At 61.5% G+C, this 23,973-nt stretch carries 23 protein-coding genes and 2 pseudogenes; 14 read left to right on the plus strand and 11 right to left on the minus strand.

Going from position 1 to position 23,973, the window contains the following annotated elements:
* Positions 1–268: 268 nt before the first annotated feature.
* The 4 genes and pseudogenes from AC3WL2_RS16980 to AC3WL2_RS16995 all read left to right on the plus strand — a co-directional run.
* Positions 269–490, plus strand: a complete 222-nt coding sequence (locus AC3WL2_RS16980) for a hypothetical protein (protein WP_146022594.1) — start codon at positions 269–271, stop codon at positions 488–490.
* 113 nt (positions 491–603) lie between these two features.
* Complete coding sequence (locus AC3WL2_RS16985; RefSeq protein ID WP_207238350.1) at positions 604–1,389, plus strand: class I SAM-dependent methyltransferase; 786 nt, start codon at positions 604–606, stop codon at positions 1,387–1,389.
* Entirely contained in the window at positions 1,377–3,143 is a 1,767-nt protein-coding gene (locus AC3WL2_RS16990; RefSeq protein ID WP_102683248.1) for a GNAT family N-acetyltransferase, read from the plus strand. The genes AC3WL2_RS16985 and AC3WL2_RS16990 overlap by 13 nt, the downstream gene beginning before the upstream one ends.
* A gap of 292 nt (positions 3,144–3,435) precedes the next feature.
* Positions 3,436–3,594 (plus strand): annotated as a pseudogene (locus tag AC3WL2_RS16995) (NAD(P)-dependent oxidoreductase); the annotation flags it as partial.
* A gap of 128 nt (positions 3,595–3,722) precedes the next feature.
* Here AC3WL2_RS16995 and greB (AC3WL2_RS17000) read toward each other — a convergent pair.
* Complete coding sequence (gene greB / locus AC3WL2_RS17000) at positions 3,723–4,208, minus strand: transcription elongation factor GreB (protein ID WP_102683250.1); 486 nt, start codon at positions 4,206–4,208, stop codon at positions 3,723–3,725.
* Positions 4,209–4,671: 463 nt separating this feature from the next.
* Here greB (AC3WL2_RS17000) and greB (AC3WL2_RS17005) point away from each other — a divergent pair.
* Positions 4,672–4,764: pseudogene (gene greB / locus AC3WL2_RS17005) on the plus strand (transcription elongation factor GreB); the annotation flags it as partial.
* Entirely contained in the window at positions 4,750–4,950 is a 201-nt protein-coding gene (locus AC3WL2_RS17010) for a GreA/GreB family elongation factor (protein WP_492574031.1), read from the plus strand. The pseudogene greB (AC3WL2_RS17005) and the gene AC3WL2_RS17010, both read left to right, overlap by 15 nt.
* On the opposite strand, the gene pdxR is transcribed toward AC3WL2_RS17010, so the two are convergent.
* Complete coding sequence (gene pdxR, locus AC3WL2_RS17015; protein WP_102683251.1) at positions 4,926–6,386, minus strand: MocR-like pyridoxine biosynthesis transcription factor PdxR; 1,461 nt, start codon at positions 6,384–6,386, stop codon at positions 4,926–4,928. The two genes, AC3WL2_RS17010 and pdxR, sit on opposite strands and share 25 nt — an antisense overlap.
* Before the next feature lie 233 nt (positions 6,387–6,619).
* Here pdxR and AC3WL2_RS17020 point away from each other — a divergent pair, with 233 nt between their 5' ends.
* Positions 6,620–7,822 (plus strand): MFS transporter, encoded by a 1,203-nt coding sequence (locus AC3WL2_RS17020; protein WP_102683252.1) that lies wholly within the window; start codon positions 6,620–6,622, stop codon positions 7,820–7,822.
* Between the two features lie 19 nt (positions 7,823–7,841).
* Here the strand turns inward: AC3WL2_RS17020 and AC3WL2_RS17025 are convergent, their stop codons facing one another.
* Complete coding sequence (locus tag AC3WL2_RS17025) at positions 7,842–10,349, minus strand: ABC transporter permease (protein ID WP_102683253.1); 2,508 nt, start codon at positions 10,347–10,349, stop codon at positions 7,842–7,844.
* Positions 10,349–11,032 carry an ABC transporter ATP-binding protein gene (locus AC3WL2_RS17030; RefSeq protein WP_102683254.1) on the minus strand — a complete coding sequence of 228 codons (684 nt, stop codon included), beginning with the start codon at positions 11,030–11,032 and terminating at the stop codon, positions 10,349–10,351. Before AC3WL2_RS17030 ends, AC3WL2_RS17025 begins: the two co-directional genes overlap by 1 nt.
* Before the next feature lie 10 nt (positions 11,033–11,042).
* On the opposite strand from AC3WL2_RS17030, the gene AC3WL2_RS17035 reads away from it, so the two are divergent.
* From AC3WL2_RS17035 to AC3WL2_RS17045, 3 genes are all read left to right on the plus strand, one after another.
* Positions 11,043–11,648 (plus strand): arylesterase, encoded by a 606-nt coding sequence (locus AC3WL2_RS17035; RefSeq protein ID WP_173862436.1) that lies wholly within the window; start codon positions 11,043–11,045, stop codon positions 11,646–11,648.
* 58 nt (positions 11,649–11,706) lie between these two features.
* Positions 11,707–11,988: a hypothetical protein gene (locus tag AC3WL2_RS17040; RefSeq protein ID WP_102683256.1), complete on the plus strand. Its 282-nt coding sequence runs from the start codon at positions 11,707–11,709 to the stop codon at positions 11,986–11,988.
* 95 nt (positions 11,989–12,083) lie between these two features.
* Positions 12,084–13,058 carry a L,D-transpeptidase family protein gene (locus tag AC3WL2_RS17045; RefSeq protein ID WP_102683257.1) on the plus strand — a complete coding sequence of 325 codons (975 nt, stop codon included), beginning with the start codon at positions 12,084–12,086 and terminating at the stop codon, positions 13,056–13,058.
* Between the two features lie 229 nt (positions 13,059–13,287).
* Here AC3WL2_RS17045 and oprI read toward each other — a convergent pair whose 3' ends face one another.
* Positions 13,288–13,539, minus strand: a complete 252-nt coding sequence (gene oprI / locus AC3WL2_RS17050) for an outer membrane lipoprotei OprI (protein ID WP_003259780.1) — start codon at positions 13,537–13,539, stop codon at positions 13,288–13,290.
* Between the two features lie 490 nt (positions 13,540–14,029).
* On the opposite strand from oprI, the gene AC3WL2_RS17055 reads away from it, so the two are divergent.
* The gene (locus AC3WL2_RS17055; protein WP_031315036.1) at positions 14,030–14,311 is read left to right on the plus strand and encodes a GNAT family N-acetyltransferase; all 282 of its coding nucleotides are present in this window, start codon (positions 14,030–14,032) and stop codon (positions 14,309–14,311) included.
* A gap of 62 nt (positions 14,312–14,373) precedes the next feature.
* On the opposite strand, the gene AC3WL2_RS17060 is transcribed toward AC3WL2_RS17055, so the two are convergent.
* The gene (locus AC3WL2_RS17060) at positions 14,374–15,450 is read right to left on the minus strand and encodes a 3-deoxy-7-phosphoheptulonate synthase (protein ID WP_011533136.1); all 1,077 of its coding nucleotides are present in this window, start codon (positions 15,448–15,450) and stop codon (positions 14,374–14,376) included.
* 259 nt (positions 15,451–15,709) lie between these two features.
* On the opposite strand from AC3WL2_RS17060, the gene AC3WL2_RS17065 reads away from it, so the two are divergent.
* The 3 genes from AC3WL2_RS17065 (at position 15,710) to cysB (ending at position 18,366) form a co-directional block, all read left to right on the plus strand.
* Entirely contained in the window at positions 15,710–16,672 is a 963-nt protein-coding gene (locus tag AC3WL2_RS17065; RefSeq protein ID WP_102683258.1) for a putative 2-dehydropantoate 2-reductase, read from the plus strand.
* A 95-nt stretch (positions 16,673–16,767) separates the two neighbouring features.
* Positions 16,768–17,265, plus strand: coding sequence for a universal stress protein (locus tag AC3WL2_RS17070; protein WP_046854907.1), 498 nt, complete (start codon positions 16,768–16,770; stop codon positions 17,263–17,265).
* Positions 17,266–17,391: 126 nt separating this feature from the next.
* Entirely contained in the window at positions 17,392–18,366 is a 975-nt protein-coding gene (cysB, locus tag AC3WL2_RS17075; RefSeq protein ID WP_011533140.1) for an HTH-type transcriptional regulator CysB, read from the plus strand.
* 95 nt (positions 18,367–18,461) lie between these two features.
* Here the strand turns inward: cysB and AC3WL2_RS17080 are convergent, their stop codons facing one another.
* The 5 genes from AC3WL2_RS17080 to rloA all read right to left on the minus strand — a co-directional run bounded on the left by AC3WL2_RS17080 (position 18,462) and on the right by rloA (position 23,892).
* A complete protein-coding gene (locus AC3WL2_RS17080; RefSeq protein WP_102683259.1) occupies positions 18,462–19,196 on the minus strand; it encodes a phosphoadenylyl-sulfate reductase in 735 nt (244 codons plus the stop codon).
* 113 nt (positions 19,197–19,309) lie between these two features.
* Positions 19,310–20,653: an aminodeoxychorismate synthase component I gene (gene pabB, locus AC3WL2_RS17085; protein WP_102683260.1), complete on the minus strand. Its 1,344-nt coding sequence runs from the start codon at positions 20,651–20,653 to the stop codon at positions 19,310–19,312.
* A gap of 181 nt (positions 20,654–20,834) precedes the next feature.
* On the minus strand, positions 20,835–21,815 hold the full coding sequence (locus AC3WL2_RS17090; protein WP_102683261.1) for an alpha-L-glutamate ligase-like protein: 981 nt from the start codon (positions 21,813–21,815) through the stop codon (positions 20,835–20,837).
* A complete protein-coding gene (gene rloB, locus AC3WL2_RS17095; RefSeq protein ID WP_102683262.1) occupies positions 21,815–23,350 on the minus strand; it encodes an osmotic stress tolerance membrane protein RloB in 1,536 nt (511 codons plus the stop codon). The genes AC3WL2_RS17090 and rloB overlap by 1 nt, the downstream gene beginning before the upstream one ends.
* Before the next feature lie 5 nt (positions 23,351–23,355).
* Complete coding sequence (gene rloA / locus AC3WL2_RS17100) at positions 23,356–23,892, minus strand: retropepsin-like aspartic peptidase RloA (RefSeq protein ID WP_102683263.1); 537 nt, start codon at positions 23,890–23,892, stop codon at positions 23,356–23,358.
* Positions 23,893–23,973 lie beyond the last annotated feature (81 nt).

Consider the following 23,973-nt stretch of genomic DNA (forward strand, 5'->3'; position numbering starts at 1 on the left):
GTAAGCTTGTAAGCTTGTAAGCTTGTAAGCTTGTAAGCTTGTAAGCTTGTAAGCTTGTAAGCTTGTAAGCTTGTAAGCTTGTAAGGTTGACTATCCATCCGGTGTTTAGGGAGTTGCAAGTAAGCGAAGTGAGTTAACATTTTAAGCTGTCTGCATAGGAGAGGTAGAATTATTGCGCGACTTTAAAAAGATGCTTGACAAAAGAGCTATAAGTCGCAACTATAATCAGGAACGATAATCGTTCTCAGGGAAAACAAAGGAATGTAACATGGATAAGAAATTGCTCGGTATCGCTTCAGTTATCTTGGCAAGTTCGCCTGCCGTACAGGCTACTGCTTTGCCACCGGCACCGGTTGAGACTGAGGCGCAGCTTCAAGTCAATGCAGCGGGCCAACCAGTCGCACCCTTTACTAAACATGAACAACTCAAGGAGTCTCTTGCCAGCGTCTGCACACTTCCGAGTGCTCACCAGCATTCGATGTGCAATTAGAGCTCGTCTAAAGCTGTAGGTCTTTAAGCGGATCTGCACCAGCTTGACTCTAAATAGATGCGAAGCTTGTCTTCGCATCTATCTCTAATTATGCTTTCTCGGAAGGATATCTCGTGAACACCAAACGCGTAGACTTCAGTTCTATGACCTATCCTGATCTTGTAGCATTCATGCAGCAAGAGAATACACCTCCTGGTGCAAGTCATGCGCTCGACTATTTGATCGAGGCGTCGACTGTTACCTCTGGCTCTTATCTTCTAGATTTAGCTTGCTCTACAGGATTTAGTTCAAGGTATTGTTATGAGCAGGTAGGAAGCCGGGCCGTAGGTATTGATACAAGTAGTGCTGCAGTCAGCGTTGCTAATGAAAAAACAAACGAACTAAATGCGGCCGATAAATTACAATACTTAGTGGCCGATGCTTGCGCATTGCCATTCGAAAATGAGTCATTCACTCATGTGCTAGGTGGTTGTAACTTTGGTTTCATCCAAGATCGCCAGCGCGCATTGTCAGAATGCCATCGAGTTCTAAAGCATGCTGGAATCTTGTGCATCTCAAACTTTTTTTTCAGGTTGACGCCCCCGGAATTTATACTAAATGCGGTCGAGAAAGCACTAGGCTGGCGTCCAGAACCCTCTTGGACATACGATTATTGGAAGGAATTTTTTACGGAGCATGGATTTACACTCGGCTCCGAATTTACGTACGAACTGTTTGCTGAAAGTGAGGATGCACTGGCAATGCGTGTAAGGCGTTATTTATGTCAAGAAAATCCTGAAACTAGAGCTATGGCGACGGATCAACAAGAAGCTTTATATAGTCACTTTTTTGAAATTCGAAAAAGCTTGAACGCTCAGAAAGATTTTCAAGGAGTGGCTTTCCAGACATGGCACAAATAGCTCCCCCGGAAAAATTCATGGAGACTGTCCGGAATCATATCTTAGAGGAGGCCAGCCCTGATCGGCCTTTTTTCATTTTTGATCTTGAAAGTGCCCGAGCGAAAGCGGAAAGCTTTATGCATTCTGCAAAAAAGCACTTTGATGGGGTCGTGCTCGCGGCTTCGTTGAAATCGTGTAATTTAGGGGCGTTTTGTCAAATGCTCAAAGATAACCATTACTGGGTGGAGGCCTGTTCAATAGAGGAAATCAATTTAGCGTTACAAGCAGGCTTTGAAAGCAGCCAAATAATTTTTGATGGCCCGCTTAAGCTTGATGACGAACTGTTGTTCGCTGTTAAGCACGAGGTGCTGGTGCAGGTTGATAGCATTAGTGAAGTCGAGAGGCTAGGGTCTATATGTTCGAGCATCAGAAAGAAATGCCAGATCATAATTCGCTTATCGCATCTTTATCGAGACACTGGATATTCCCGCTTCGGCTGTACATCAAATGAGTTTGAAGAAATTCTCTTGCCCTGCCTTCGCAGGTACGAGTGCATAGAGCATGTCGGATTTCATCTTAATGCTGGGTCAAATCTGCCGGCGACGACAGCCATAACTGACACGCTGGCGCTATGGGCTTCTTTCCTAGTCAAACATATGCCGGAGCGAGGAATACTAGACTTGGGAAGCGGTTTTCCAGCAGACTCATTCTCAAAAGATATCAACATCAAAACACCCTCTGCTGACATTTTTTTTAAAGAAATCTCTCAAAAAGCTCAAGCATTGTTTGGGCAAGTAAATCAGCATTGGCGTTACATCTTTGAGCCGGGTAGATGCCTCAGTGAGGATTATGGCTATCTCTGCGGTAGGGTTTTTAGTACTAAGTGGCGTAATGGCATAGAGCTTCTCCAAACAAACGTAGCTTCAAACTGGGTTCCCTCAATCCATCAGTGGGCTCATTCGATCGTACCCGTATCAAATTTTCCAGAAGCACCGACGCGTCACGCTCAGTACCTAGTGGGTTTTAATTGCTTCGAAGCGGATTACATTACAGCTCTCGGGGAAACGTTTTCTCTCAAGGAAAATGATCATTTCCTTATAAAAGGGTGTGGAGCGTATGACCTTCAAACTATGACTCAGTGGGTCAGGTGTAAGCCTGTGGTTTATAAGTACGACGACAGACGTCTTGGTTTATGTCGGTCGCCATCCAAGCCTAATTGTCTGGTGCTTGACGACATTTATTGCGTATCCGAAGACATTAAAATTACAGAAACTCTGTCTTTGGTCAACGCTAAGCCTTCATACGCTAAGGACTTGTTCGAACTCATAACAAAAAATAAAAAAAACTTTGAAAGGTATATGCACTGGCCTAGAAACACAAGATGTCCGAAAGACGTAGAGGGGTTTTTAATTTCATGCTCAAAGGAACATCAAGAAGATATCTCCAAAACGTATATACTTTGTGAATCAGGTAAGCCCTGCGGTGTTCTGTCTTTTAATTCGATGGATCTCGTGAATAAAACCGCTTATTTAGGTTACTGGTTGGATGTTGATATGCAAGGGAAGGGCGTTCTATCAGTTGCGGTAAAAAAACTGATTGAAACTTATGTGGAAAAAAGCCAGATATGCCGCTTCGTTATCAAGGCTGCCGTAAAAAATGGAAAAAGCAATGCGCTGGCATTGCGCTGTGGTTTCAGTTATGAGGGCACACTTAAAAAAGCAGAGCGTATAGGGGATGAGTTTCTTGATCAAAATATATATGCGTTGGTTCTATAACCGCTTGACGCAGAGTTGTTAGCAACACTGCTGAAAGACGGCCTGTCGAGCAAAGAGGCTTTGATGCCCTGATAGATCTTAAGCGATCAAGCGGTGGTCGGGCCAACAGCGTGTGACCAGAGCCTTGGGGCGCAAAGCTGGGGGCGGCTCAGTCTGGTCGATTAGCCATCGTCTCTTTCTGCTTCATCTATTGGAGCGAAGATTTCTCAGGCGCCATAACCATTTTCCAAGCGCCTGATCTGCTCGATGGCGTCCTGGACGGGCAGATCATTGGGGGGCGCGGGTCAGCAAGGTCACCCTCTTTGAGCAGGCGGATATCGCTACCCTCCATAGGGTGCTCAACGAGCGCTCCAGAAACATCGTGGGGCGTGCTGAGCTGCAGCGAATGAAGCCCCATGCGTGGTTGATCAATACCGCCCGCAGTGGTTGGTTGATCAGCAAGCGTTGTTGAGCGCGCTTCAGGCGGGCCAAATTGCCTTCGAGGATCGATCTTTGCTGACAACCGATCCTGTCCGACCTGTTTGTAGGCGCTGGCTCCCCCGTGGTGCAAGCAAGGCTGCCGAATCCTGGTGGAAGGGGCTACCCGTGGGCAGGCTGTTCGTAGGAAATGCTAGCGATGAACCAAGTCGCTTCGCCCGTCGGAGTCTGCACCACGACCTGGTCCCCTTCCTCTTTCCTCAGTAGGGCGCGGGCCATGGGGGAATCAATCGAGATGTAGTCCTTCCGACCGTAGATCTCATCGTACCCGACGATTCGGAAACGCTTGCTCTCACCATCTTCATTGTCGATCTCAACCCAGGCGCCAAAGAAGACTTTGCCCTCTTGCTCGGGGGCATAGTTGACAACCCGGATGTCCTCCAACCGCTTCCGGAGGTATCTGATCCGACGATCAATCTCTCGAAGAAGCTTTTTATTGTATTGGTAATCCGCGTTCTCACTCCGATCCCCTAGAGAGGCGGCCCAGGTAACCTTCTGAGTGATTTCGGGACGGTAGGTGTGCCAGAGGTGGTCTAGTTCAGCCTTCAGAGCAGCGTGCCCTTCTCTGGTGATGATGTTGGTCGGCAACCTCTACTCCTGATACAGATACGGTGGCACCTGGATCAATGGGGACGGAGCCGCCAGGAGATGTCCTTAGGCAATCGCCGCCGAGATGATGATCCAAGTCAAATCCAAGCGAGACTACCACGCCTTGGATTGCTGTTTGAACAGCTTCCGATAGGGCAGTACTTAGGGCCTATGCCTAGGACTTTCCGGGTGGCTTCTGAGGCGCCGCTTCTTGAGTGACGCAGCGGCTTTGCTATGAGACCGGTTGTTTGGGGTGAACGGAGCTGCTGAATGGGTGTTCGTCTGTTGCTGCAAAGGTGGGCTTAACAGTTCTCCCTCCGTGATCTCTCTGGTGCACCAGAATATGCGGGCAGGGTGAAGCCGCCTCAGGCTGCTTGGATGGATTCGGCAGGTGCGGGGTACGTCCAGTGTGGAAGTGCTGCTTGGTTGGATCGCTAATGCTGTTCTGGGGTTGGGGTGATAATACCAGTACAACAAGAAGCTGCTGCGCGAGATCGACCGCCGCGTGCGTTACCTGCGCAAGCGCCTGGAAGACGTCAAGGTGGTCGAGTACTCGTTGCGCTTTTGCATCGTCGGCTATGACGAGATCCACGGGCGCAACGACTATATCTCCATCGACTCGCCCATGGCCCGGGCGTTGCTCAAGAAGGAGGAGGGCGACGAGGTGGTGGTGCACACCCCCCCGGGTGAGGCAACCTGGTACGTCAACCGCATCAGCTACCCGGCTAGCGATGCCCGATAGACCTCTACCAGCACTTGTGCCGCTGCTGCGATCTGCTCATCGGTGAGCGCTGCATAACCGATCAGCACGCCGGCGGGCCAGGTGTGTTTGCGGCAGAACAGACCGATCGGCTGCAACACCAGCCCGCATTGCCGGGCCCGCTCGCAGAACGCCTGCTCACTGACGCCGTTGGGCAACCAGAGGACGAAGTGCAGGCCGGATTGCTCGCCGCTGACGGTCATGCCTGGCTCTGCCGCGAGACGCTCAAGCAGCAGGTCCCGGCGGCGTTGGTAGGTCTGCCTTGCGATGCGCAGGTGCCGTTCATAGTGACCGCGCAGCAGATACTGGCGCACCGTCCGCTGGGCGATGATCCCCGGCGTCTGCCCTGTTGCCGCCAACCAGTCGATGAGCCGTGCGCGCAAGGTTCGCGGTACAACCGCGAAGCCCAGCCTCAGCCCACTGAACAATGTCTTGTTGAAGCTGCCGCAGAACAGCACCCGGTCATGCTGGTCGAGCGCCTTGATCGCCGGCAGTGGCGCGCAGGCATAGTTGTATTCGCTGTCGTAATCATCCTCGACGATGTAGGCATCTCGGGTCTGTGCCCAGTCCAGCAGCGCCTGGCGTCGCTGGACGCTCATGCAGATGCCCAGCGGAGCCTGGTGCGCGGGGGTGGTGTGCACTGCGCGGACGTTGTCGTGCCTGGCCAGTTGTTCTACGTCCAGGCCTGCCTGGTCCACGGCGACGCAGATCACACGCCTGCCGGTCTGTTCGAATATGCGTGCGGCCCAGGAGTAACCCGGATCCTCCAGGGCGATGGCGTTGTCCTTATCCAGCCACTGGCTGATGAAGTGCAGTGTGTGGCGAATGCCCTGGGTCACGACGATATCCTCGACGTCGCACTCTATGCCCCGATAAAGGCGGATGTGAGTTGCGATAGCCTGGCGCAGCAACCTGTCACCCGCGTGCGGAACGCTCTCGGTGATCGCCGCAAGGGCATCGGCGGCCAGTTGCAGATGACGCTGTTCAAGCAGCGTCGGGTCTGCCAGCCGGGCGACGAAGGGCACGCCCGTCTGCAACCGGGCTTCTGGCAGGGCGGCAGGGCTGGCGCAGGGCGCGGGCTCGCGGGGGCAAGCGAGCGCGGCCAGGGGCTGGTCGTTGGCCGCGATCAGCGCATCGGGACGCAGCGGTGCGACCACTGAGCCCGCGCCTTGTCGGCGCAGGATGCAACCTTCCAGGGCGAGTTGTTCGAAAACCAGCTCGACGGTGCCCCGCGCCACTCCCCACCGCTGGGCGAGAGTGCGGGTGGAGGGCAAGCGTGTGCCGGGCGCCAGATGGCCACAGGCGAGCAGATCTTGCAGGAAGGCATAGAGCAGCTGGTGCTTGCGGGCCGAAGGTTTGGCGGGCAGCTCGAACGGCAGGGCAAGGTCAAGGGCAAGCGGTTGTTTGCCTCTGGCCATAAGTGGTCCACATGCAGGAAGGCTTAATGGACCTTCATGGTAGCCAGCGCAATCCCTAAGCTCAATCCACGTAACAGTTTGTTGCGGTGCGCAAAGAAGCGCGCCCGATTCCATTGTGCGTTCAGGCGCAGACGGAACCGGTATTCATTCTTTGTCAGGAGTCAACGAGTCATGACGGTTCTGCAGTTGTTGCCCATGTTGCTGGCCCCGCACCACGAACAGGTGATGCTGGCATGAGTGCGCCGAGCGCGAGTCCCTGGTTGACCCTGGCGCTGTTGAGCGCCGTGGTGGTGCCGCAGGTGGGGCTGGGCGTGATGGTGCCGGCATCGGCGCGGTTGGCTCAGGACCTTCATGTGGGGATGGCGAGCGTGCAGAACACGCTTGTGGTGTATATGGTCGGCTACGCCGTATCGGTGATCATGGCCGGGCTGCTTTCCGATCGGTTCGGCCCCAGGGCCGTGCAGTTGGGCGGTCTGGCGCTGTCGATGGTCGGCGCCTTGCTGGCGGCCAGCGCCGAGGGCTTCACTCTGTTCATCCTCGGCCGTTTGCTGCAATCGCTGGGCGGCTGCGTCAGTACCGTGACCACACGCCTGGTCGTCAGGGAGGTGTACCCCGAAGCGCAACGTCTGCCGGTTCTGAGCACCCTGGCCTCGGCCACTGCCGTCACGCCTTGCGTGGTGCCATTTCTGGCCGGTGCTGTGCTGCCTGAGCTGGGGTGGCGCGGGGTGCTGGTGTGTGCCGGCGCATTCAACCTGCTGGTGTTGCTGGTGTTCGTCGGACTTACCCGGCCCACGGCAGGCGGCGGGCAGCCGATCGGCTCGGTTGGCGCCATCTGGCGCGTGTACCGGCGCAATATGAGCAACCCTGGCTATCGGCGCAATGCGGCCTGCATCAGCCTGGTGTGGATGAGCTACTTCGCGCTGCTGTCGTCGTCGTCCCATGCCTTCCAGCAGGTGCTGGGTTTCAGTGAGCTGGAGTATGGCGCGCTGATCGGCGCCTGTGCCTGTGGCTATGTGGCGGGCAGCACCATCGCGCGGCGCCTGAGCCAGACCCACGACCTGGACGCGCTGCTGGCGCTCGCCGCGATGATCGGCTTGGGAGGTTGCATAAGCCTGTCCCTGGGGCTGCTGTTGGTGGGCCTGGGTACACTGTTGTTCTTGCTGCCGATGATCGCGCTGCTGGTCTGTACCGGTATGGTCATTCCGATCACGCAGGCAGGGTTGTTGCGTTGCGTCAGCCAGGACGTCGGCATGTCGTCGGGGCAGTTCTTCTTTCTGCAGATGATGGCCGGCGCCCTGTACTCACTGTTCCTCAGTTGCATCCCGCCGCTGGACCTGAACCATCTGGCGATCGCCGTCGCTGCCCCGATAGTACTCATGGCGGGGGTGGTGGGCCGGCTGCGCCTGCGCGGCCGCCTACAGGCCAGCCAGCCCTGAACCCTGGCCTGCGCAGGGCTCAACCCTCGCGCAGCACGGTCAGCGGGCTGCTGTTCAGTGCCCGCCGGGTGCCATAGCCACCGGCGGCGCCGATCAGCAGCGCGCCCAGCAGCGGCAGCAGGAGCAGCGCTGGGTGCGGCGCCCAGGCCAGGTCGAAGGCATGGCGGTACAGGCCGAAGGTGATCAGCTCGCAGCCGAGTGCCGCGAGCAGGCCGCTGGCGGCGCCGAGCAGGCCGAACTCGATGCGTCGTGCCTTTACCAGCAGCGGGCGTGCCGCTCCCAGGGCCCGCAGCAGGGCACCTTGGCGGATGCGTTCGTCGAGGGTCGCCTGCAGGCCGGCAAACAGTACCGCCAGCCCCGCAGCCAGCACGAACAACAGCACGTACTCCACCGCCAGGGTGACTTGGGCGAGGATGCTGCGCAGCTGGGCGAGCAGCGCATCGACCTGCAGCACGGTCACCGCCGGGAAGGCCCGGGACAGCGCGACGATTTCCTGGTCGTGGCCCGGCGCCAGGTAGAAGCTGGTGAGGTAGGTGGTGGGCAGGCCTTGCAGGGTGCCCGGCTGGAAGATCATGTAGAAGTTGGGCTGGAAACTGTCCCAGTGCACGCTGCGCAGGCTGCTGACCCGGGCCTGGCGTTGCTGGCCGCCGATGTCGAAGGTCAGCAGGTCGCCCAGTTGCAGGTGCAGGCTCTGCGCCAGCTCCGCCTCCACGGAAACCCCGGGGGCTTCATCGTTGGCGGGTGTCTGCTGCCACCATTGGCCGGCGCTCAGGGCATTGCCCTGGGGCAGCTCGGCGGCCCAGGTCAGGCTGAGGTCACGCTGGATGGCGCGCTCGCCAGTGGATTCCTTGCTGACCAGCTGGCGCACCGGCTGCTCGTTGATATGGGTCAGGCGGCCGGGAATCACCGGGTACAGCGGCGCGGCGGTGGCGTTGATCTGGGCCAGGCGCTCGGCGAACGGCTGGCGCTCATCGGGCAGGATGTTCAGGGCGAAATGATTCGGCGCGTCCTTGGGCAACTGCGCCTGCCAGGTGTCGAGCAGTTCCGCCCGCAGCAGGGCGACCAGGCCCATTGCCAGGAGGATCAGGCCGAAGGCGAGGGCCTGGCCGGCGGCGGCCAGCGGGTGACGCAGCAACTGCCCGAGCCCCAACCGCCAGGCCAGCGGCGCGCCGGCCAGCAACCGGCGCAGGCTGCGCAGGCCGAGCAACAGTAAACCCCCCAGCAGCAAGGCGGCGATCAGCCCGCCGCCGAGCAGGGCGAAGGTCAGCAGCAAGTCCAGGCTCAGGCGCCACATGATCAGGCCCAGGGCGAGCAGTGCGGCGCCGTACACCAACCAGCTGCTCGGTGGCAGTGGCAATAGGTCGCGGCGCAGGACCCGTAGCGGCGGCACGCGACCCAGGGCTGCCAGGGGCGGCAAGGCGAAGCCGGCCAGGGCTACCAATCCGGTGCCGATGCCGGCCAGCGCCGGGGTGAGGCCACCGGGCGGCACCTGGCTGGGCAGCAGGCCTTCGAGCAGGCGGAACAACCCCAGCTGGGCGATCCAGCCGAGCAGTGCGCCGATGACTGCAGCGGCGACACCGAGCATTGCCAGTTGCAGGCTGTAAAGGCCAAGGGCCTGGTGCCGGGACAGGCCCAGGCAGCGCAGCAGGGCACTGGCATCCAGGCGCCGCGCGGCGTAGCGGCTGGCCGACAAGGCCACGGCGACGCCGGCCAGCAGCACCGCCACCAGGCTCGCCATGTTCAGGTAACGCTCGGCCTTGCCCAGTGCGCCGCCGATCTGCCGGTTACCGTCGCGAGTGTCGAGCAGGCGCTGGTTGGCGGCCAGGCTTTTTTCCGCCGCCTGCCGGTACGTTTGCAAGGCGTCGATATCACCGCGCCACAGGTCGCGGTAGCTGACCCGGCTGCCCGGCTGGATGACGCCGGTGGCGTCCAGGTCGGCGAGGTTCATCAGCACCCGAGGGGTCAGGCTGTAGAAGTTGCCGGCGCGGTCGGGCTCGTAGGTCAGCACGCGGCTCATGCGCAGGGTCTTCATGCCGACGTCGATGCTGTCGCCGATGGCCAGGCCGAGCGCCGCGAGCAGGCGCGGTTCGACCCAGGCCTCTCCCGGCGCCGGGCCGCCACCGGGCGTCTCTGCGGTATAGGGCGCCGGGGCGCTGCGCAATTGGCCGCGCAGCGGGTAGGCGGAGTCGGCCGCCTTGATGCTGGAAAGCTGGATGCCGCTGTCGCCGCCAACCACGCTGGTGAACTCCACCACCCGCGCATGACGCAGGCCCAGCGCGGTGCCGCTGGCGATCTGCTGCGCGGCGGGTGGGGCACTGCCCTGCAGGACCAGGTCGGCGCCGAGGAACTCGCTGGCGCGCAACTGCATGGCGCCGTTCAGGCGAGCGCCGAAGTAGCCGATGGCGGTGCTGGCCGCCACCGCAACCAGCAGGGCGAAGAACAGCACGCGGACTTCGCTGGCGCGCGCGTCACGCAGCAACTGGCGCAGAGCAAGGGTGCACAGGCGTGGGAACGATAGGCGGGTCATCAGGGCTCCAGGGGCGTCACCAGGCGTCCGGCATCCAGGCGGATCAGGCGGCGGCAGCGCTTGGCCAGGCGTTCGTCGTGGGTTACCAGCACCAGTGTCGTGCCGCGCTCCTGGTTCAGTTCGAACAAAAGGTCGCTGATGCGCTCGCCGGTGTGGCTGTCGAGGTTGCCGGTGGGCTCGTCGGCGAACAGCACGGCCGGTTGCGCGGCGAAGGCGCGGGCGATCGCCACCCGCTGCTGCTCTCCGCCGGAGAGCTGGCGCGGCGTGTGGCTCAGGCGTTTGCCCAGGCCGACCCGCTCAAGCAGGTCGCGAGCGTGCTCGCGGGCATCGCGGCGACCGTCGAGCTCCAGCGGCAGCATGACGTTCTCCAGGGCGTTGAGGCTGTCGAGCAGTTGGAACGACTGGAACACGAAGCCGACGTGCTCGGCGCGCACCCGGGCGCGCTGGTCCTCGTCGAGGGGGCCGAGGTCGTGTCCGGCCAGTATCACCTTGCCGGCACTCGGCCGGTCGAGCCCGGCGAGCAGGCCCAACAGCGTGGACTTGCCGGAACCGGAGGCACCAACGATGGCCAGGCTGTCGCCTTGGGCGAGGTCGAGGGAGAGCGTGTGGAGGATGGTCAGGTCGCCTTCCGCGCTGGGGACCACTTTGCTAAGGTTCTGCGCAACGAGAATGCTGGGGCTCATGGAGAATCCGATGCGAATGTGGTGGTTGAGTGCCGGTCTGGCCCTGTGTTGCCTGGCCCAGGGCGCGGCAGCGGGAACATTGCTGGTCGTGGGCGATAGTATCAGCGCCGGTTTTGGCCTGGATACCCGTCAGGGTTGGGTCAACCTGCTGCAACAACAACTGCGCAAGGAGGGTTTTGACGACCAGGTGGTCAATGCCTCCATCAGCGGCGACACCAGCGCGGGCGGCCAGGCGCGGCTGTCGGCGCTGCTTGCAGCGCACAAGCCGGACCTGGTGGTGCTGGAGTTAGGTGGCAACGATGGCCTGCGCGGGCAGCCACCGCAGCAATTGCAACAGAATCTTGCGGCAATGATCGACCAGTCCCGCGATGCGGGGGCCAAGGTCGTGCTGCTGGGCATGCGCCTGCCCCCCAACTACGGTGTGCGCTACACCACGGCGTTCGCCCAGGTCTACGAGCAACTGGCCACGGAGAAAAAGGTGCCGCTGGTGCCGTTTTTCCTGGAAGGCGTGGGCGGGGTGCCGGAGCTGATGCAGGCCGATGGCATCCACCCTGCAGCCGCCGCCCAGCAGCGCTTGCTGGAAAATGCCTGGCCGGCGATAAAACCCTTGCTGTGATGCTTTTATCGGGGGCCGCTTTCGGCTAATGTTGCGCCCCCCGTTTCGAGTGCCCCCGATGCCGCGCCCTGCCTGGTCCCTGTACGCCTACCAACTGATCGAGCCCGACGAGCAGCTCGACCTGTTTGCCTGCCAGGAAGTGCGCATCCACCTCGCCGCCCGCCAGCTCGAGCTCGGCGTGCCTGTCGACCGCACCTTGTGCGGTGGCCTGCTGCCCGCGCAGCCGCGCTGGTCGAGTGTCGAGCGGGCCATCTACCGTGACGAGCGCCTGTGTGAGTTGTGCAAGGCAATCCTCGATGCCCAGCGGCGTGGCATGCGCCCGGTGTGGCCGGAACTCTGAGTGCCTTTCATCATCTGAAATGCTTGCGCCTCCCGCTTGTTTCGGCGCGGGTGTACAATCGATTCCCTTGACTGACCTTTCGAAGGATTTCCCGGATGTTGCCGCGCTTTCCCGCCGTCACCCGTAGCCTGACCCTGGCCGCCTTGCTGGCGACAGGCCCCGCTGTTGCGCTGGAACTGCCGTTGCCACCCCCCGGTGAGGACGTCGTCGGTCAGGTCCACACCATCCAGGCCAAGTACGAAGACACTTTCGCCGATATCGGCACCGCCAACGACCTTGGCTACCTGGAGATGATCGCCGCCAACCCCGGCGTCGACCCATGGCTGCCGGGCGCCGGTACCGAGATCATCCTGCCGACCCGCTACATCCTGCCGCCAGGGCCGCGCGAAGGCATTGTCATCAACCTGGCCGAGTACCGCCTCTACTACTACCCGAAAGGGCAGAACGTGGTGCATACCTTCCCGCTGGGTATTGGTCGCGAGGGTTGGGGGTCGCCGATCGCGAACACCAAGATCACCGCCAAGACACCTAATCCGACCTGGACCCCGCCGGCCTCGATCCGTGCCGAGCACGCCGCCGATGGCGACATCCTGCCGACCGTGGTGCCGGCCGGGCCGGACAACCCGCTGGGGCCGTTCAAGTTCACCCTTGGGGTGCCGGGCTACCTGATCCATGGCTCGAACAAGAAGTTCGGTATCGGCATGCGCACCAGTCACGGTTGCTTCCGCATGCTCAACAACAATGTGCTGACGCTGTCGAAGATGGTCCCGGTGGGCACCCCGGTACGTATCATCAACGAGCCGTACAAGTTCGGTATCAGTGCTGGCAAAGTCTATCTGGAAGCCCACACGCCGCTGGACGATCAAGGCAATCCGTCGGTGGTCGACAAGCACACCGCCGTCATCAACGCGCTGCTCAAGCGTGAAGACCTGGCCAACAACTTGCGCATGAATTGGGACATGGTTCGCGATGTGGTCGCCGCCGAAGATGGCATGCCGGTCGAGATCGCCGTGCCTACCAATGGTGCAAGCGCGCCGATGGTGTCGAGCATTCCACCGGAATTGCAGTAAGCGATTACCCGCCGTTAACTAGCGGGGCACTTAGGGGTCGCCTTGCGGCCCATCGCGGGGCAACCCCGCTCCTACAGGTAGGCGTGCGCTGCGCTGTAGGAGTGGGCCTGCCCCGCGATGGGACGCAAGGCGGCCCCTGTTGTTTGGCCTTGCAGCAACAGGCTTTCTTCGAGGCAATAAAAAAGCCGACCCACAAGTGGGTCGGCTCCATAACAATCCGTGAGGATTATTACTTGCGGCTGGCTTTGTCCAGCATACGCAGAGCGCGCTCGTTGGCTTCGTCAGCGGTCTGCTGAGCCTTCTGAGCAGCTGCCAGAGCGTCGTCAGCTTTGCGGTAGGCTTCGTCTGCACGAGCCTGGGCGCGAGCTGCTGCGTCTTCGGTAGCAGTCAGGCGAGCTTCGGTTTCTTTGGATACGCTGCTGCAACCGGTAGCCAGAACTGCGGCCAGAGCCAGAGCAGAGAATTTCAGAACGTTGTTCATCGTGTTCCCCTTCAAGGACTTTCTATTAAATAGCCATCTCTCGGAAAAGAGAAACTGGCCGGCGTACATAGTACCCATTACTTGTAGTAAGTAAACTGACTGAGCGCAAGAACTGCAAAAAAAATGCTGCCGAGGGCTCTGGCGACAGGGTTTGTAAACAAAGTGTGAAAACCATGGGCAGCGTTCGCAAGCGATTGTAGTACAGGAACTTTTTTGTTGAACTAAGGGTGACTTTAACTGTCTGTCAGCGTCTTAGCCCTACAACATCCGGATGCTGTTGCCAGGCGGTGCAGGCGTTGCTGTCAGCATTTTCATTCAGGGCAGCTTGAGCATTCTTGCTGGCGCCGCCTACTATTTGAGGGTGCCATCGACGCAGAACGATCCAAATCGTGCTGCTGTCCAAGGGGCACAGGTGGCGTGGAGGTTCCTCCGCCGGATAAACCACATCGGTAAGGTATGGGTCTGCCGACAAGACCTGCGAGGAGTAGTGATGAGCGAAACGCTGACCATCCACCATGACCAGGCCGGTCATCAGTTCGAGACCACCGTGGACGGTCACCGGGCGTACCTGACGTACATGGACCTGGGCAAGCAGACGCTGGACATCTATCGCACCTTCGTTCCCAACGCCCTGCGCGGGCGCGGGATTGCCGCCGCGCTGACCGAAAAGGCCCTGGAGTACGCCGAGCAGATGGGCTATACGGTCATCCCGTCGTGCTCTTATGTGGAGCGCTACATGGAGCGCCAGCAGCGTCATTCGAGCAAGGCCTGACCTGGCAGCACGCACACATGAAAACGCCGGGCATTGCCCGGCGTTTTCGTTTGCGCGATTTCTCAGCCGCGCTGACGCTTGGGCAGCACATCCTTGAGCTTGGCGTGCATGCTGCGCAGGGTCTTCTCGGTGGCGGCCCAGTCGATGCAGGCGTCGGTGACCGACACGCCATACTGCAGTTCGTCGAGGTTCTTCGGAATGGCCTGGCAGCCCCAGTTCAGGTGGCTCTCGACCATCAGGCCGATGATCGACTGGTTGCCTTCGAGGATCTGGTTGGCCACGTTCTCCATGACCAGTGGCTGCAGGGCCGGATCCTTGTTGGAGTTGGCGTGGCTGCAGTCGACCATGATGTTCGGCTTGATCTTCGCCTTGGCCAGGTCCTGTTCGCACAGGGCGACACTCACCGAGTCATAGTTGGGCTTGCCGTTGCCGCCGCGCAGCACCACGTGGCCGTAGGCGTTGCCCTTGGTGGTGACGATGGACACGCCACCTTCCTGGTTGATGCCCAGGAAGCGGTGCGGCTTGGACACCGACTGCAGGGCGTTGATCGCCACGGTCAGGCCGCCATCGGTACCGTTCTTGAAGCCGACCGCCGAGGACAGGCCGGAGGCCATCTCGCGGTGGGTCTGGGATTCGGTGGTGCGGGCGCCGATGGCCGACCAGCTGATCAGGTCCTGCAGGTACTGCGGGGAGATCGGGTCGAGCGCTTCGGTGGCGGTGGGCAGGCCCTTCTCGGCCAGGTCCAGCAGCAACTGGCGGCCGATGTGCAGGCCGTCCTGGATCTTGAACGAGTCATCGAGGTACGGGTCGTTGATCAGGCCTTTCCAGCCGACGGTGGTGCGTGGCTTCTCGAAGTACACGCGCATGACCAGGTACAGGGTGTCGGAAACTTCCTCGGCCAATACCTTCAGGCGCTCGGCGTACTCGTGGGCGGCCTTGATGTCGTGGATCGAGCACGGGCCGACCACCACGAACAGGCGATGGTCCTTGCCGTCGAGGATATTGCGCACCACTTCACGGCCGGCAGTCACGGTCTGCAGGGCCTTGGCGCTGAGGGGGATTTCCTTCTTGAGCTGATCAGGGGTGATCAAGGTCTCGTTGGAGGCAACGTTAAGGTCATCGATCGGTAAATCAGCCATCGTGTTACTCGTCAGGTCACGGGTGCCGGCCGCCAGCAATCCCCGTGCGGCCCAGCAGCAGATTGTTCGCAGCGGGGAGGCCGAACCTTAGCGCGTTAGCGGGGGCGCGACAATGGGCTGGGCCCCGTCGATACGGGGTTTTTGCCCGCCAAGCGGCATTTGGGCGCGAGCTTGCGGCCTGGCGGGACGATTTCACCGTGGCAGCAACACCTGCGTATAGTGCTGACCCATAACAATGACTCTTGACCAGGAGCACGGCATGGCGTCCCTCGACCCTCAGGTTGGCAATCCCCGTATCGGCATCATTGGCAGCGGCGCAATCGGTGGCTTCTATGGCTTGATGCTCGCCCGCGCCGGCTTCGACGTGCACTTTCTGTTGCGCAGTGAATACCAGGCCGTGCATGAGCAGGGGCTGCAGCTCGACAGCGCCGTGCATGGCCAGGTGCGCATGCCCGTGCAGGCCTACGCCTCTGCCGCCGACATGCCGCCTTGCGACTGGCTGCTGGTGGGGGCCAAGGCCACCAGCAATGCCGAGCTGGCGCCCTTGATCGTGCAAGCCGCAGCGCCGCGGGCCAGGGTGGTATTGCTGCAGAATGGCCTTGGGGTCGAGGAGCAGCTGCGCCCGGCCTTGCGCCCGGACATGCACCTGCTGGGTGGGCTGTGCTTCATCTGTGTCAACCGCGAGCGCCCCGGGGTGATTCGTCACCAGTCGTTGGGCGCGGTGAACCTGGGCTATCACAGTGGGCCCGCACAAGATGATGCAGTGGTCGTGGTGGAGGAGGGCGCGGCGCTGTTCCGGGCCGCGGGCATCGACTCCCAGGCCATGGCCGACCTCGACCAGGCGCGTTGGCAGAAGCTGGTGTGGAATGTGCCCTACAACGGCCTTTCGGTGCTGCTGCAGGCCAGCACCACACCCCTGATGGGCGATGCCGACAGCCGTGCGCTGATCCAGGCTCTGATGGCGGAAGTGGTGGCCGGCGCCAGGGCCTGTGGCCTTGAGTTGCCGCAAGGCTATGCCGAACACCTGTTCCGGGTTACCGAGAAAATGCCGGACTATTGGCCAAGCATGTCTCACGACCATGCCTTGCAGCGGCCGCTGGAGCTGCAGGCGATCTACGCCGAGCCCTTGGCCCGCGCACGCGCGGCGGGGTGCGAGTTGCCGCGCATGGAGGCGTTGTACCAGGCACTGGCGTTTCTCGACCGGCGTAACCGGCAGGCCTGAAAGCCGCAGCGGCTGTGCGCCGGACGGCCAGGCGACGGCCCATGGCGCTGCTAAGCTCAAGCTTGCTCTGCCGAAGCGGCAGTCGAGGAGGTCGAATGATCCGTTCCATGCTGTTCGCTACAGACCTCGGTGTTTACGCGCCCTTCGTCATGCAGCACGCCTTGGCCCTGGCGCGGACCTTCAACGCGGAGCTGTATGTGATCCATGCCGTGGAGCCCATGGGCCAGTTCGCCGAATCCTTGCTGCAGAGCTACCTCGATGAGCAGACTCTCGATGCATTGCACAGTGAGGGCGTGACTACGGTCATGGCCAATATCGAGCAGCGGGTGCTGGAAAACTTTCGCGAGGAACTGGGCGAGGTCGCCGATCTGGCGCTGATCCGTGCGGTACGGGTGCGTCAAGGCGACCCGGCGCAGGTGATCCTTGAACAGGCCCAGCGCCTGGCCGTCGACTTGCTGATCTTTGGCAGCCACAGCGCAGGGGCCGGGGTGGACGTGCCGATCGGTCGCACGGCGGTGCGGCTGCTGCAGCTGTCGCCGGTGCCGGTGTACATGGTGCCGTTGGCCCAGCATCTTGGGCGTAGGAAAGTGTGAGTGTGGCGGTAGGTTTTTTCCTGCGAACGTAACAAAATAGTTCTAGATTTATTTCTCTAGCCACTAATATAGTTATAACTCGTTGCTGCCGGCGCGCCGGTGACCTACCGCCTTTGAGGGATATCTATGAAGCTTCAGCAACTGCGCTACATCTGGGAAGTGGCGCACCATGACCTCAACGTTTCCGCGACGGCGCAGAGCCTCTATACCTCCCAGCCCGGGATCAGCAAGCAGATCCGCCTGCTCGAGGATGAGCTGGGCGTCGAAGTCTTCGCCCGCAGCGGCAAGCACCTGACCCGTGTCACCCCGGCGGGCGAGCGCATCATCAATACTGCCGGTGAGATCCTGCGCAAGGTCGAGAGCATCAAGCAGATCGCCCAGGAATTCTCCAACGAGAAAAAGGGCACCCTGTCGATCGCCACCACCCACACCCAGGCGCGCTATGCGCTGCCGCCGGTGATCAGCAATTTCATCAAGCAATACCCGGAAGTCGCCCTGCACATGCACCAGGGCTCGCCCATGCAGATCGCCGAGATGGCGGCTGACGGCACCGTCGATTTTGCCATCGCCACCGAGGCGCTGGAGCTGTTCGGCGACCTGATCATGATGCCGTGCTACAAGTGGAACCGTTGCGTGGTAGTGCCTCAGGGGCACCCGCTGACCAAGCTGCCTAAGCTGACCCTGGAGGCGGTGGCTGAGTACCCGATCGTCACCTATGTATTCGGCTTCACTGGTCGCTCCAAGCTCGACGAGGCGTTCAACCACCGTGGCCTGACACCGAAGGTGGTGTTCACCGCGGCCGACGCCGACGTGATCAAGACGTATGTGCGCCTGGGCCTGGGCGTGGGTATCGTGGCCAAGATGGCGGTGGACCCGAAGCTCGACAGCGACCTGGTGTGCCTGGATGCCAGCGAACTGTTCGAAGCCAGCATCACCAAGATCGGTTTCCGTCGCGGCACCTTCCTGCGTGGTTTCATGTGCGACTTCATCGAGAAGTTCGCCCCGCACCTGACCCGTGAGGTGATGGCCAAGGCGATCCAGTGCCATAACAAGCAGGAGCTCGAAGAGCTGTTCGAGGGTGTCGAGTTGCCGGTGCACTGACAGCAGTCGCAAGCTGCAAGCTACAAGAAAGAGCAGCCCGTACGCGGTCTGCTCCTTTTTTCTTGTCGCTTGCAGCTAGGGATCTGCAGCTGCTTTCAAGCCTTGCTGATCAGGTTGCCCGCGTGCAGCCCGCATTCCTTCTGGGTCGACTCCTCCCACCACCAACGTCCTTCGCGCTCATGCTGGTTCGGCAGCACCGGGCGGGTGCACGGCTCGCAACCAATGCTGATGAAGCCGCGCTCATGCAGGCTGTTGTAGGGCAGCTCGAGCATGCGGATGTAGCCCCAGACTTCCTCGCTGGTCATCTGCGCCAGCGGGTTGAACTTGTACAGGGGGTGTTCGGGGGTGGAGAAAGCGCTATCGATCTCCAGGGCAGCCACTTGGCTGCGGGTGCCCGGGCTCTGGTCGCGGCGCTGGCCGGTGGCCCAGGCGCTGACGGTGGCCAGCTTGCGGCGCAGCGGCTCGATCTTGCGGATGCCGCAGCACTCGCCGTGGCCGTCCTTGTAGAAGCTGAACAGGCCCTTTTCCTTGACGAACGGGTCGAGCTTGGCGCGGTCCGGGCTGAGGATTTCGATCGGCAGGTTGTACTGCTCGCGCACCTGGTCGATGAAGCGGTAGGTTTCCGGGTGCAGGCGACCGGTATCGAGGCTGAACACCTTGACCTGCTTGTTCAGCTTCCAGGCCATGTCCACCAGCACCACATCCTCGGCACCGCTGAAGGAGATCCACAGGTCGTCGCCGAAGTGTTCGAAGGCGAGCTTGAGGATCTCCTGCGGGGACTTGCTGGCGTAGGTCGCGGCCAGGGCGGCGACGTCGAAGGGTTGGCTCATCAGGCGGTTTCCATCGGGTGAGTGGCGCTGTGCGCTCGTAGTGGTCAGATGGTAACAAAAAATGGCGGGGCAGACGCCTGGCGATCGCGGGGCAAGCACGCTCCAACGGAGTTCTACAAGGCTTGCAGCGTTTCCATCAGCACGCGCACCTTGGCGATCGACTCTTCGTATTCGGCCTGCCAATCCGAATCGGCCACCACCGCGCCACCGCCCCAGCAACTGACCTGGCCGTCCTTGACCAGCAGGCTGCGGATGGCGATCGAGCTGTCCATCTCGCCGCGCACGTCGAGGTACAGCAGCGAGCCGCAGTACAGCGCCCGGCGCGTCGGCTCCAGCTCGTCGATGATCTGCATGGCGCGGATCTTCGGCGCGCCGGTGATCGAACCGCCGGGGAAGCTGCCAGCGATCAGGTCCAGGGCGTCCTTGCCGGCGGCCAGCTGGCCGACCACGCTGCTGACCAGGTGATGGACGTTGGGGTAGCTCTCCAGGCTGAACAGTTCCGGGACCTTCACCGAGCCGGTCTGGCAGGTGCGACCGATATCGTTGCGCAGCAGGTCGACGATCATCAGGTTTTCCGAGCGGTCCTTGGCGCTGGCCAGCAATTCGGCGGCGTTGCGGGCGTCCTCGCGCGGGTCGGCGGAGCGCGGCCGAGTGCCCTTGATCGGGCGGGTCTCGACCTCGCCCTGGCTGACACGGATGAAGCGCTCGGGTGAGAAGCTCAGCAGCGCCGTGCCTTCATCCAGCTGCTGGTAGCCGGAGAAAGGCGTTGGGCAGGCGGCGCGCAGGGCCTGGTAGGCGTGCCACGGGTCGCCCTGGCATGGGGCGCGGAAGCGTTGGGTAAGGTTGATCTGATAGCAGTCGCCGGCCTGGATGTAGCGCTGGACCTGGTCGAACGCTGCCCGGTACTGCGCGGCGTGAAGATCGCCGGTCATCGGCGCGAGCAACTGAAAGTCAGTCGATTCGGCCGAGGGGCTGGCTTCGAAGATCGCGATCAGGCGCTGCCGCTCGGCTTGGGGCAGGCTGGGGTGGAGCACCAGTTGGCTGCTGCCCAGTCGATGGTCGGTCACCAATGCCCACGCATACAGCCCGAGCTGCGCATCAGGCAGCTTGAGGTCGTCGGCCGCCAAGGCGGGCAGATGCTCCAGGCGCCGGCCGAAATCGTAGCTCAGGTAGCCGATCAAGCCGCCGGCGAAGGGCAGTTCGATGCCGTCGGGCAGCTGGGCTTCCCCCAGGTCCACCAATGCCTGGCGCAGGCGTTGCAGATAAGCCTGGCCGTTTTCATCGGTGCGTGCCTGCAGCTGTTGCAGGGGCCAGGCGCTGAGCAGATCGTAGCGACCCCGTTCGGCGCTTGGACGGGCGCTGTCGAGCAGGATCGCGCCGGGCGCGCGGCGCAGGCGTTCGAAGTAGAAGGCGGGGTCGGGCTGGTAGGGCAGGGGGTGCAGCGTACAGGTCGGCATCAGAGTGGACGGCGATGAAAAAGCGAGGAGGGCGATTGTAGACCTGTGGGGGGGATGCGCCTAGCGCTGGCAGCGACATTTAGATGTTGCGCAAAGACAGGGGTCGTGGGAGCGGGCTTGCCCCGCGATAGCGCAGGCTGCCTTTATGCCAATCGCGGGGCAAGCCCGCTCCTACGAGGTTTCAGCCTGGATGAACGTGCCCGAACAGGCCTTGCGAGACCTTCACGCGCTGCTCGGCATCCTCGCTGCGACCTTCCTTGGCCAGCATCTCCAGGTGCGCCTCGATGGCGTGGGTGCGTTGCGTGAGCCCGCAGTCGTTGGCGATCTGGATGTTCAGGCCGGGGCGGGCGTTGAGTTCGAGGATCAGCGGGCCCTTGTCCTGGTCCAGCACCATGTCCACGCCGATATAGCCCAGGCCGCACAGCTCGTAGCAGCTGGCCGCAAGCTTCATGAAACCGTCCCAGTTCGGCAGTTGCACGCCGTCCACTGCGTTGGTGGTGTCGGGGTGCTTGCTGATGATCTTGTTCAGCCAGGTGCCGCGCAGTGTCAGGCCGGTGGCCAGGTCCACACCAACGCCGATGGCGCCCTGGTGCAGGTTGGCCTTGCCGCCGGACTGGCGGGTCGGCAGGCGCAGCATGGCCATCACCGGATAGCCCATCAACACGATGATGCGGATGTCGGGCACCCCCTCGTAGCTGATGCTCTTGAAGATCTGGTCCGGGGTGACCCGGTACTCGATCAGCGCACGGTCGCGGTGCCCGCCCAGCGAATACAGGCCGGTAAGGATGCTGGAGATCTGGTGCTCGATCTCCTCATGGCTGATGATCTTGCCCGAGACCGTGCGGTAGCGGTCCTCGAAGCGGTCGGCGATCACCAGGATGCCGTCACCACCGGCGCCCTGGGCCGGCTTGATGACGAAGTCGCTGCGCCCGCCGATGATCTCGTCGAGCTTCTCGATCTGCTTCTCGGTCTCGATGATGCCGTACATCTCCGGGACATGGATCCCGGCCGCCAGGGCGCGCTCCTTGGTGATGATCTTGTCGTCGACGATCGGGTACAGGTGGCGCTTGTTGTACTTCAACACGTAGTCCGCGTTGCGCCGGTTGATACCCATGATGCCCCGGGCCTCCAGGGCTTTCCAGGTCTTGATCAGGCCGAACATCAGGCGTCAGCCTTCTTCAGGAATGCCTTGAAGCGCACGAGCTCGGTCAGGCGGTAGCCGCGGTAGCGACCCATCGCCAGCATGAAGCCCACCAGGATCAGCAGCACCGCCGGGAAGGTGAAGACGAAGTACACGGCTTCCGGCACGGTCATCAGCAGGTGCGCGATGGAGGCGGCGAACAGGGTGCCGATGGCTACCTTCATGGCATGGCCGCCGCCACGCTCTTCCCAGGTGATCGACAGGCGTTCGATGGTCATGGTCAGGATCACCATCGGGAACAGCGCCACCGACAGCCCGCGCTCCAGGCCCAGCTTGTGGCTGAACAGGCTGATGGCGGCGATCAGCACCACGACGAAGGTCAGCACCACCGACAGGCGCGGCAGCATCTGCAACTTGAGGTGTTCCAGGTACGAGCGCAGCGACAGGCCAAGGGCGGTGATCACCGTGAACAGGATGATGCCGAAGCCCAGTTGCGTCTCGCGGAAGGCCAGGGCGATCAGTACCGGGGTGAAGGTGCCCAGGGTCTGGATGCCGATCAGGTTGCGCAGCACCAGGATCACCAGCACGCCGATCGGGATCATCACCATGATCATGAAGGTCTGCTGGGTCTGTAGCGGCAGGCCGTACAGCGAGTACTCGAGGAAGTCGGCGTCGGTGTTCTCGTCGGTCAGCTTGGCCAGGCGGATGGCGTTCATCTCGCTGTTGTTCATGCTGAAGGTGACGGTGGCCTTCTTGCCGCCATCGACGGTGATCAGGTTGTCGTCGCCGGTCCACCACAGCAGGCGGTCGCTGGGCAGGCCCTGTTCGCCGGTCTCCGGGTTGAAGTACAGCCAGTCGTTGCCGTTGAAGCTGCGCAGCCACAGTTCAGGGCTCTGCGGGGTGTCGGCCACCAGGCGGATGGTGTGGACCTTCTCCAGCGGAACGTGGGCGATGGACAGCAGCAGGTCGATGACCTGGGCTTTCTTCAGCGGCGAGTTGTCGCCGGCCAGCAGCAGCTTGGCGTTGTCGTCGTTGGCGTTGTTGACCCGCTTGATGGTCTCGCTGACGAAGGTCTCGACGTCAGCCGAATGCTGGCGAATCGGTGCCATCAGCGCCTCGGCGGCAATCTTCTCCGGGCCTTCGACGGCCAGGCTGTCGCGGAAGGTCGGGCCTTTGATCTTGGCCTTCTCGTTGCTGTAGCGCTTGGTCAGCACCAGGCGGTAGTAGAGGGTCTGGTTGCCGCTGGCGCGACGGGCCGACCAGGTCACCTTGCGGTTGCCGTCGGCGCGGTTGACGCTGACCCCGTAGTTGTTGGAGATGAAGCTCTCGTTGAGGCTCACGTAGTCACGGTTCAGCGGGGGCACGAACATCTGCACCTTGACCGGGTCCTTGGCGCTGGCAACGAACTCGACCTTGGCGTCGATGTTCCACAGGTCATCGGTCTCGTCCTCGGTCACCGGGATGCCGAGGGCGAAGATCTGGTAGGCCGTGATCGCGATGCCCAGCACCACCAGGATGGTGATCAGGACTTTCAGGTGGAGGGTAAGAGAGCGCATCGGAATTACTCTGCTTTGGTAGCTTCGGTGGCACAGGCAGGTTTGCCGGCCGCGTATTTAAGGCTTGGGTCGACCAGCGCACCGAAGTGCTTGAGGGCCTCGGAGCCGATCAGCAGCGGGAACTGGAAGGCGCTGCGGTCGGTGAGGTTGACCTCGATGGTGCGTCGCGTCTGGCCCATGCAGATGTCGAGTTCGATGACCGGGCGGGCAGTGTAGGCCTTGCCCGAATCGGCGTCATAGTCCCCGGCGCGGCGCTTGATCTTGCTGACGCGGGCCAGAGGGCGTTCGATGGGGTGCTTGTGCGCGGCGTCGATGGCCAGGTAGAAGCGCACCCAGCTCTCGCCGTTGCGCTTGAAGCGCTTGATGTCGCGGGCGCTGAGCGAGGCGGTCTTGGCGCCGGTGTCGAGCTTGGCTGCCACTTCCAGGTCAAGGTCGCCCAGGCGGGCGTATTCATTGAGACCGTACACGGTCTTTTCGGCCGCGGGCGCGAGTGCCGGCAGCAGGGTCAGGCAGAGCAGCAATGAAGCGGGTTTGAGTCTCATAATCCTGGCGCGGTGCTGTGCAAAGTTCAGGGCAAGGCGACTGGCCAAGCGTCCTCATTGATCTGTCATGGGCATGAAATG

It is taken from the genome of Pseudomonas sp. FW305-96 (assembly GCF_058783825.1).

What these genes read in the sequence shown, in the direction of transcription:
- AC3WL2_RS16980 (WP_146022594.1), top strand. Translation starts at nt 269, where the DNA reads ATGGATAAGAAATTGCTCGGTATCGCTTCAGTTATCTTGGCAAGTTCG.
- AC3WL2_RS16990 (WP_102683248.1), top strand. Translation starts at nt 1,377, where the DNA reads ATGGCACAAATAGCTCCCCCGGAAAAATTCATGGAGACTGTCCGGAAT.
- pdxR (WP_102683251.1), bottom strand. Translation starts at nt 6,386, where the DNA reads ATGGCCAGAGGCAAACAACCGCTTGCCCTTGACCTTGCCCTGCCGTTC.
- AC3WL2_RS17020 (WP_102683252.1), top strand. Translation starts at nt 6,620, where the DNA reads ATGAGTGCGCCGAGCGCGAGTCCCTGGTTGACCCTGGCGCTGTTGAGC.
- AC3WL2_RS17025 (WP_102683253.1), bottom strand. Translation starts at nt 10,349, where the DNA reads ATGACCCGCCTATCGTTCCCACGCCTGTGCACCCTTGCTCTGCGCCAG.
- AC3WL2_RS17030 (WP_102683254.1), bottom strand. Translation starts at nt 11,032, where the DNA reads ATGAGCCCCAGCATTCTCGTTGCGCAGAACCTTAGCAAAGTGGTCCCC.
- AC3WL2_RS17035 (WP_173862436.1), top strand. Translation starts at nt 11,043, where the DNA reads ATGCGAATGTGGTGGTTGAGTGCCGGTCTGGCCCTGTGTTGCCTGGCC.
- AC3WL2_RS17040 (WP_102683256.1), top strand. Translation starts at nt 11,707, where the DNA reads ATGCCGCGCCCTGCCTGGTCCCTGTACGCCTACCAACTGATCGAGCCC.
- AC3WL2_RS17045 (WP_102683257.1), top strand. Translation starts at nt 12,084, where the DNA reads ATGTTGCCGCGCTTTCCCGCCGTCACCCGTAGCCTGACCCTGGCCGCC.
- oprI (WP_003259780.1), bottom strand. Translation starts at nt 13,539, where the DNA reads ATGAACAACGTTCTGAAATTCTCTGCTCTGGCTCTGGCCGCAGTTCTG.
- AC3WL2_RS17055 (WP_031315036.1), top strand. Translation starts at nt 14,030, where the DNA reads ATGAGCGAAACGCTGACCATCCACCATGACCAGGCCGGTCATCAGTTC.
- AC3WL2_RS17060 (WP_011533136.1), bottom strand. Translation starts at nt 15,450, where the DNA reads ATGGCTGATTTACCGATCGATGACCTTAACGTTGCCTCCAACGAGACC.
- AC3WL2_RS17065 (WP_102683258.1), top strand. Translation starts at nt 15,710, where the DNA reads ATGGCGTCCCTCGACCCTCAGGTTGGCAATCCCCGTATCGGCATCATT.
- AC3WL2_RS17070 (WP_046854907.1), top strand. Translation starts at nt 16,768, where the DNA reads ATGATCCGTTCCATGCTGTTCGCTACAGACCTCGGTGTTTACGCGCCC.
- cysB (WP_011533140.1), top strand. Translation starts at nt 17,392, where the DNA reads ATGAAGCTTCAGCAACTGCGCTACATCTGGGAAGTGGCGCACCATGAC.
- AC3WL2_RS17080 (WP_102683259.1), bottom strand. Translation starts at nt 19,196, where the DNA reads ATGAGCCAACCCTTCGACGTCGCCGCCCTGGCCGCGACCTACGCCAGC.
- pabB (WP_102683260.1), bottom strand. Translation starts at nt 20,653, where the DNA reads ATGCCGACCTGTACGCTGCACCCCCTGCCCTACCAGCCCGACCCCGCC.
- AC3WL2_RS17090 (WP_102683261.1), bottom strand. Translation starts at nt 21,815, where the DNA reads ATGTTCGGCCTGATCAAGACCTGGAAAGCCCTGGAGGCCCGGGGCATC.
- rloB (WP_102683262.1), bottom strand. Translation starts at nt 23,350, where the DNA reads ATGCGCTCTCTTACCCTCCACCTGAAAGTCCTGATCACCATCCTGGTG.
- rloA (WP_102683263.1), bottom strand. Translation starts at nt 23,892, where the DNA reads ATGAGACTCAAACCCGCTTCATTGCTGCTCTGCCTGACCCTGCTGCCG.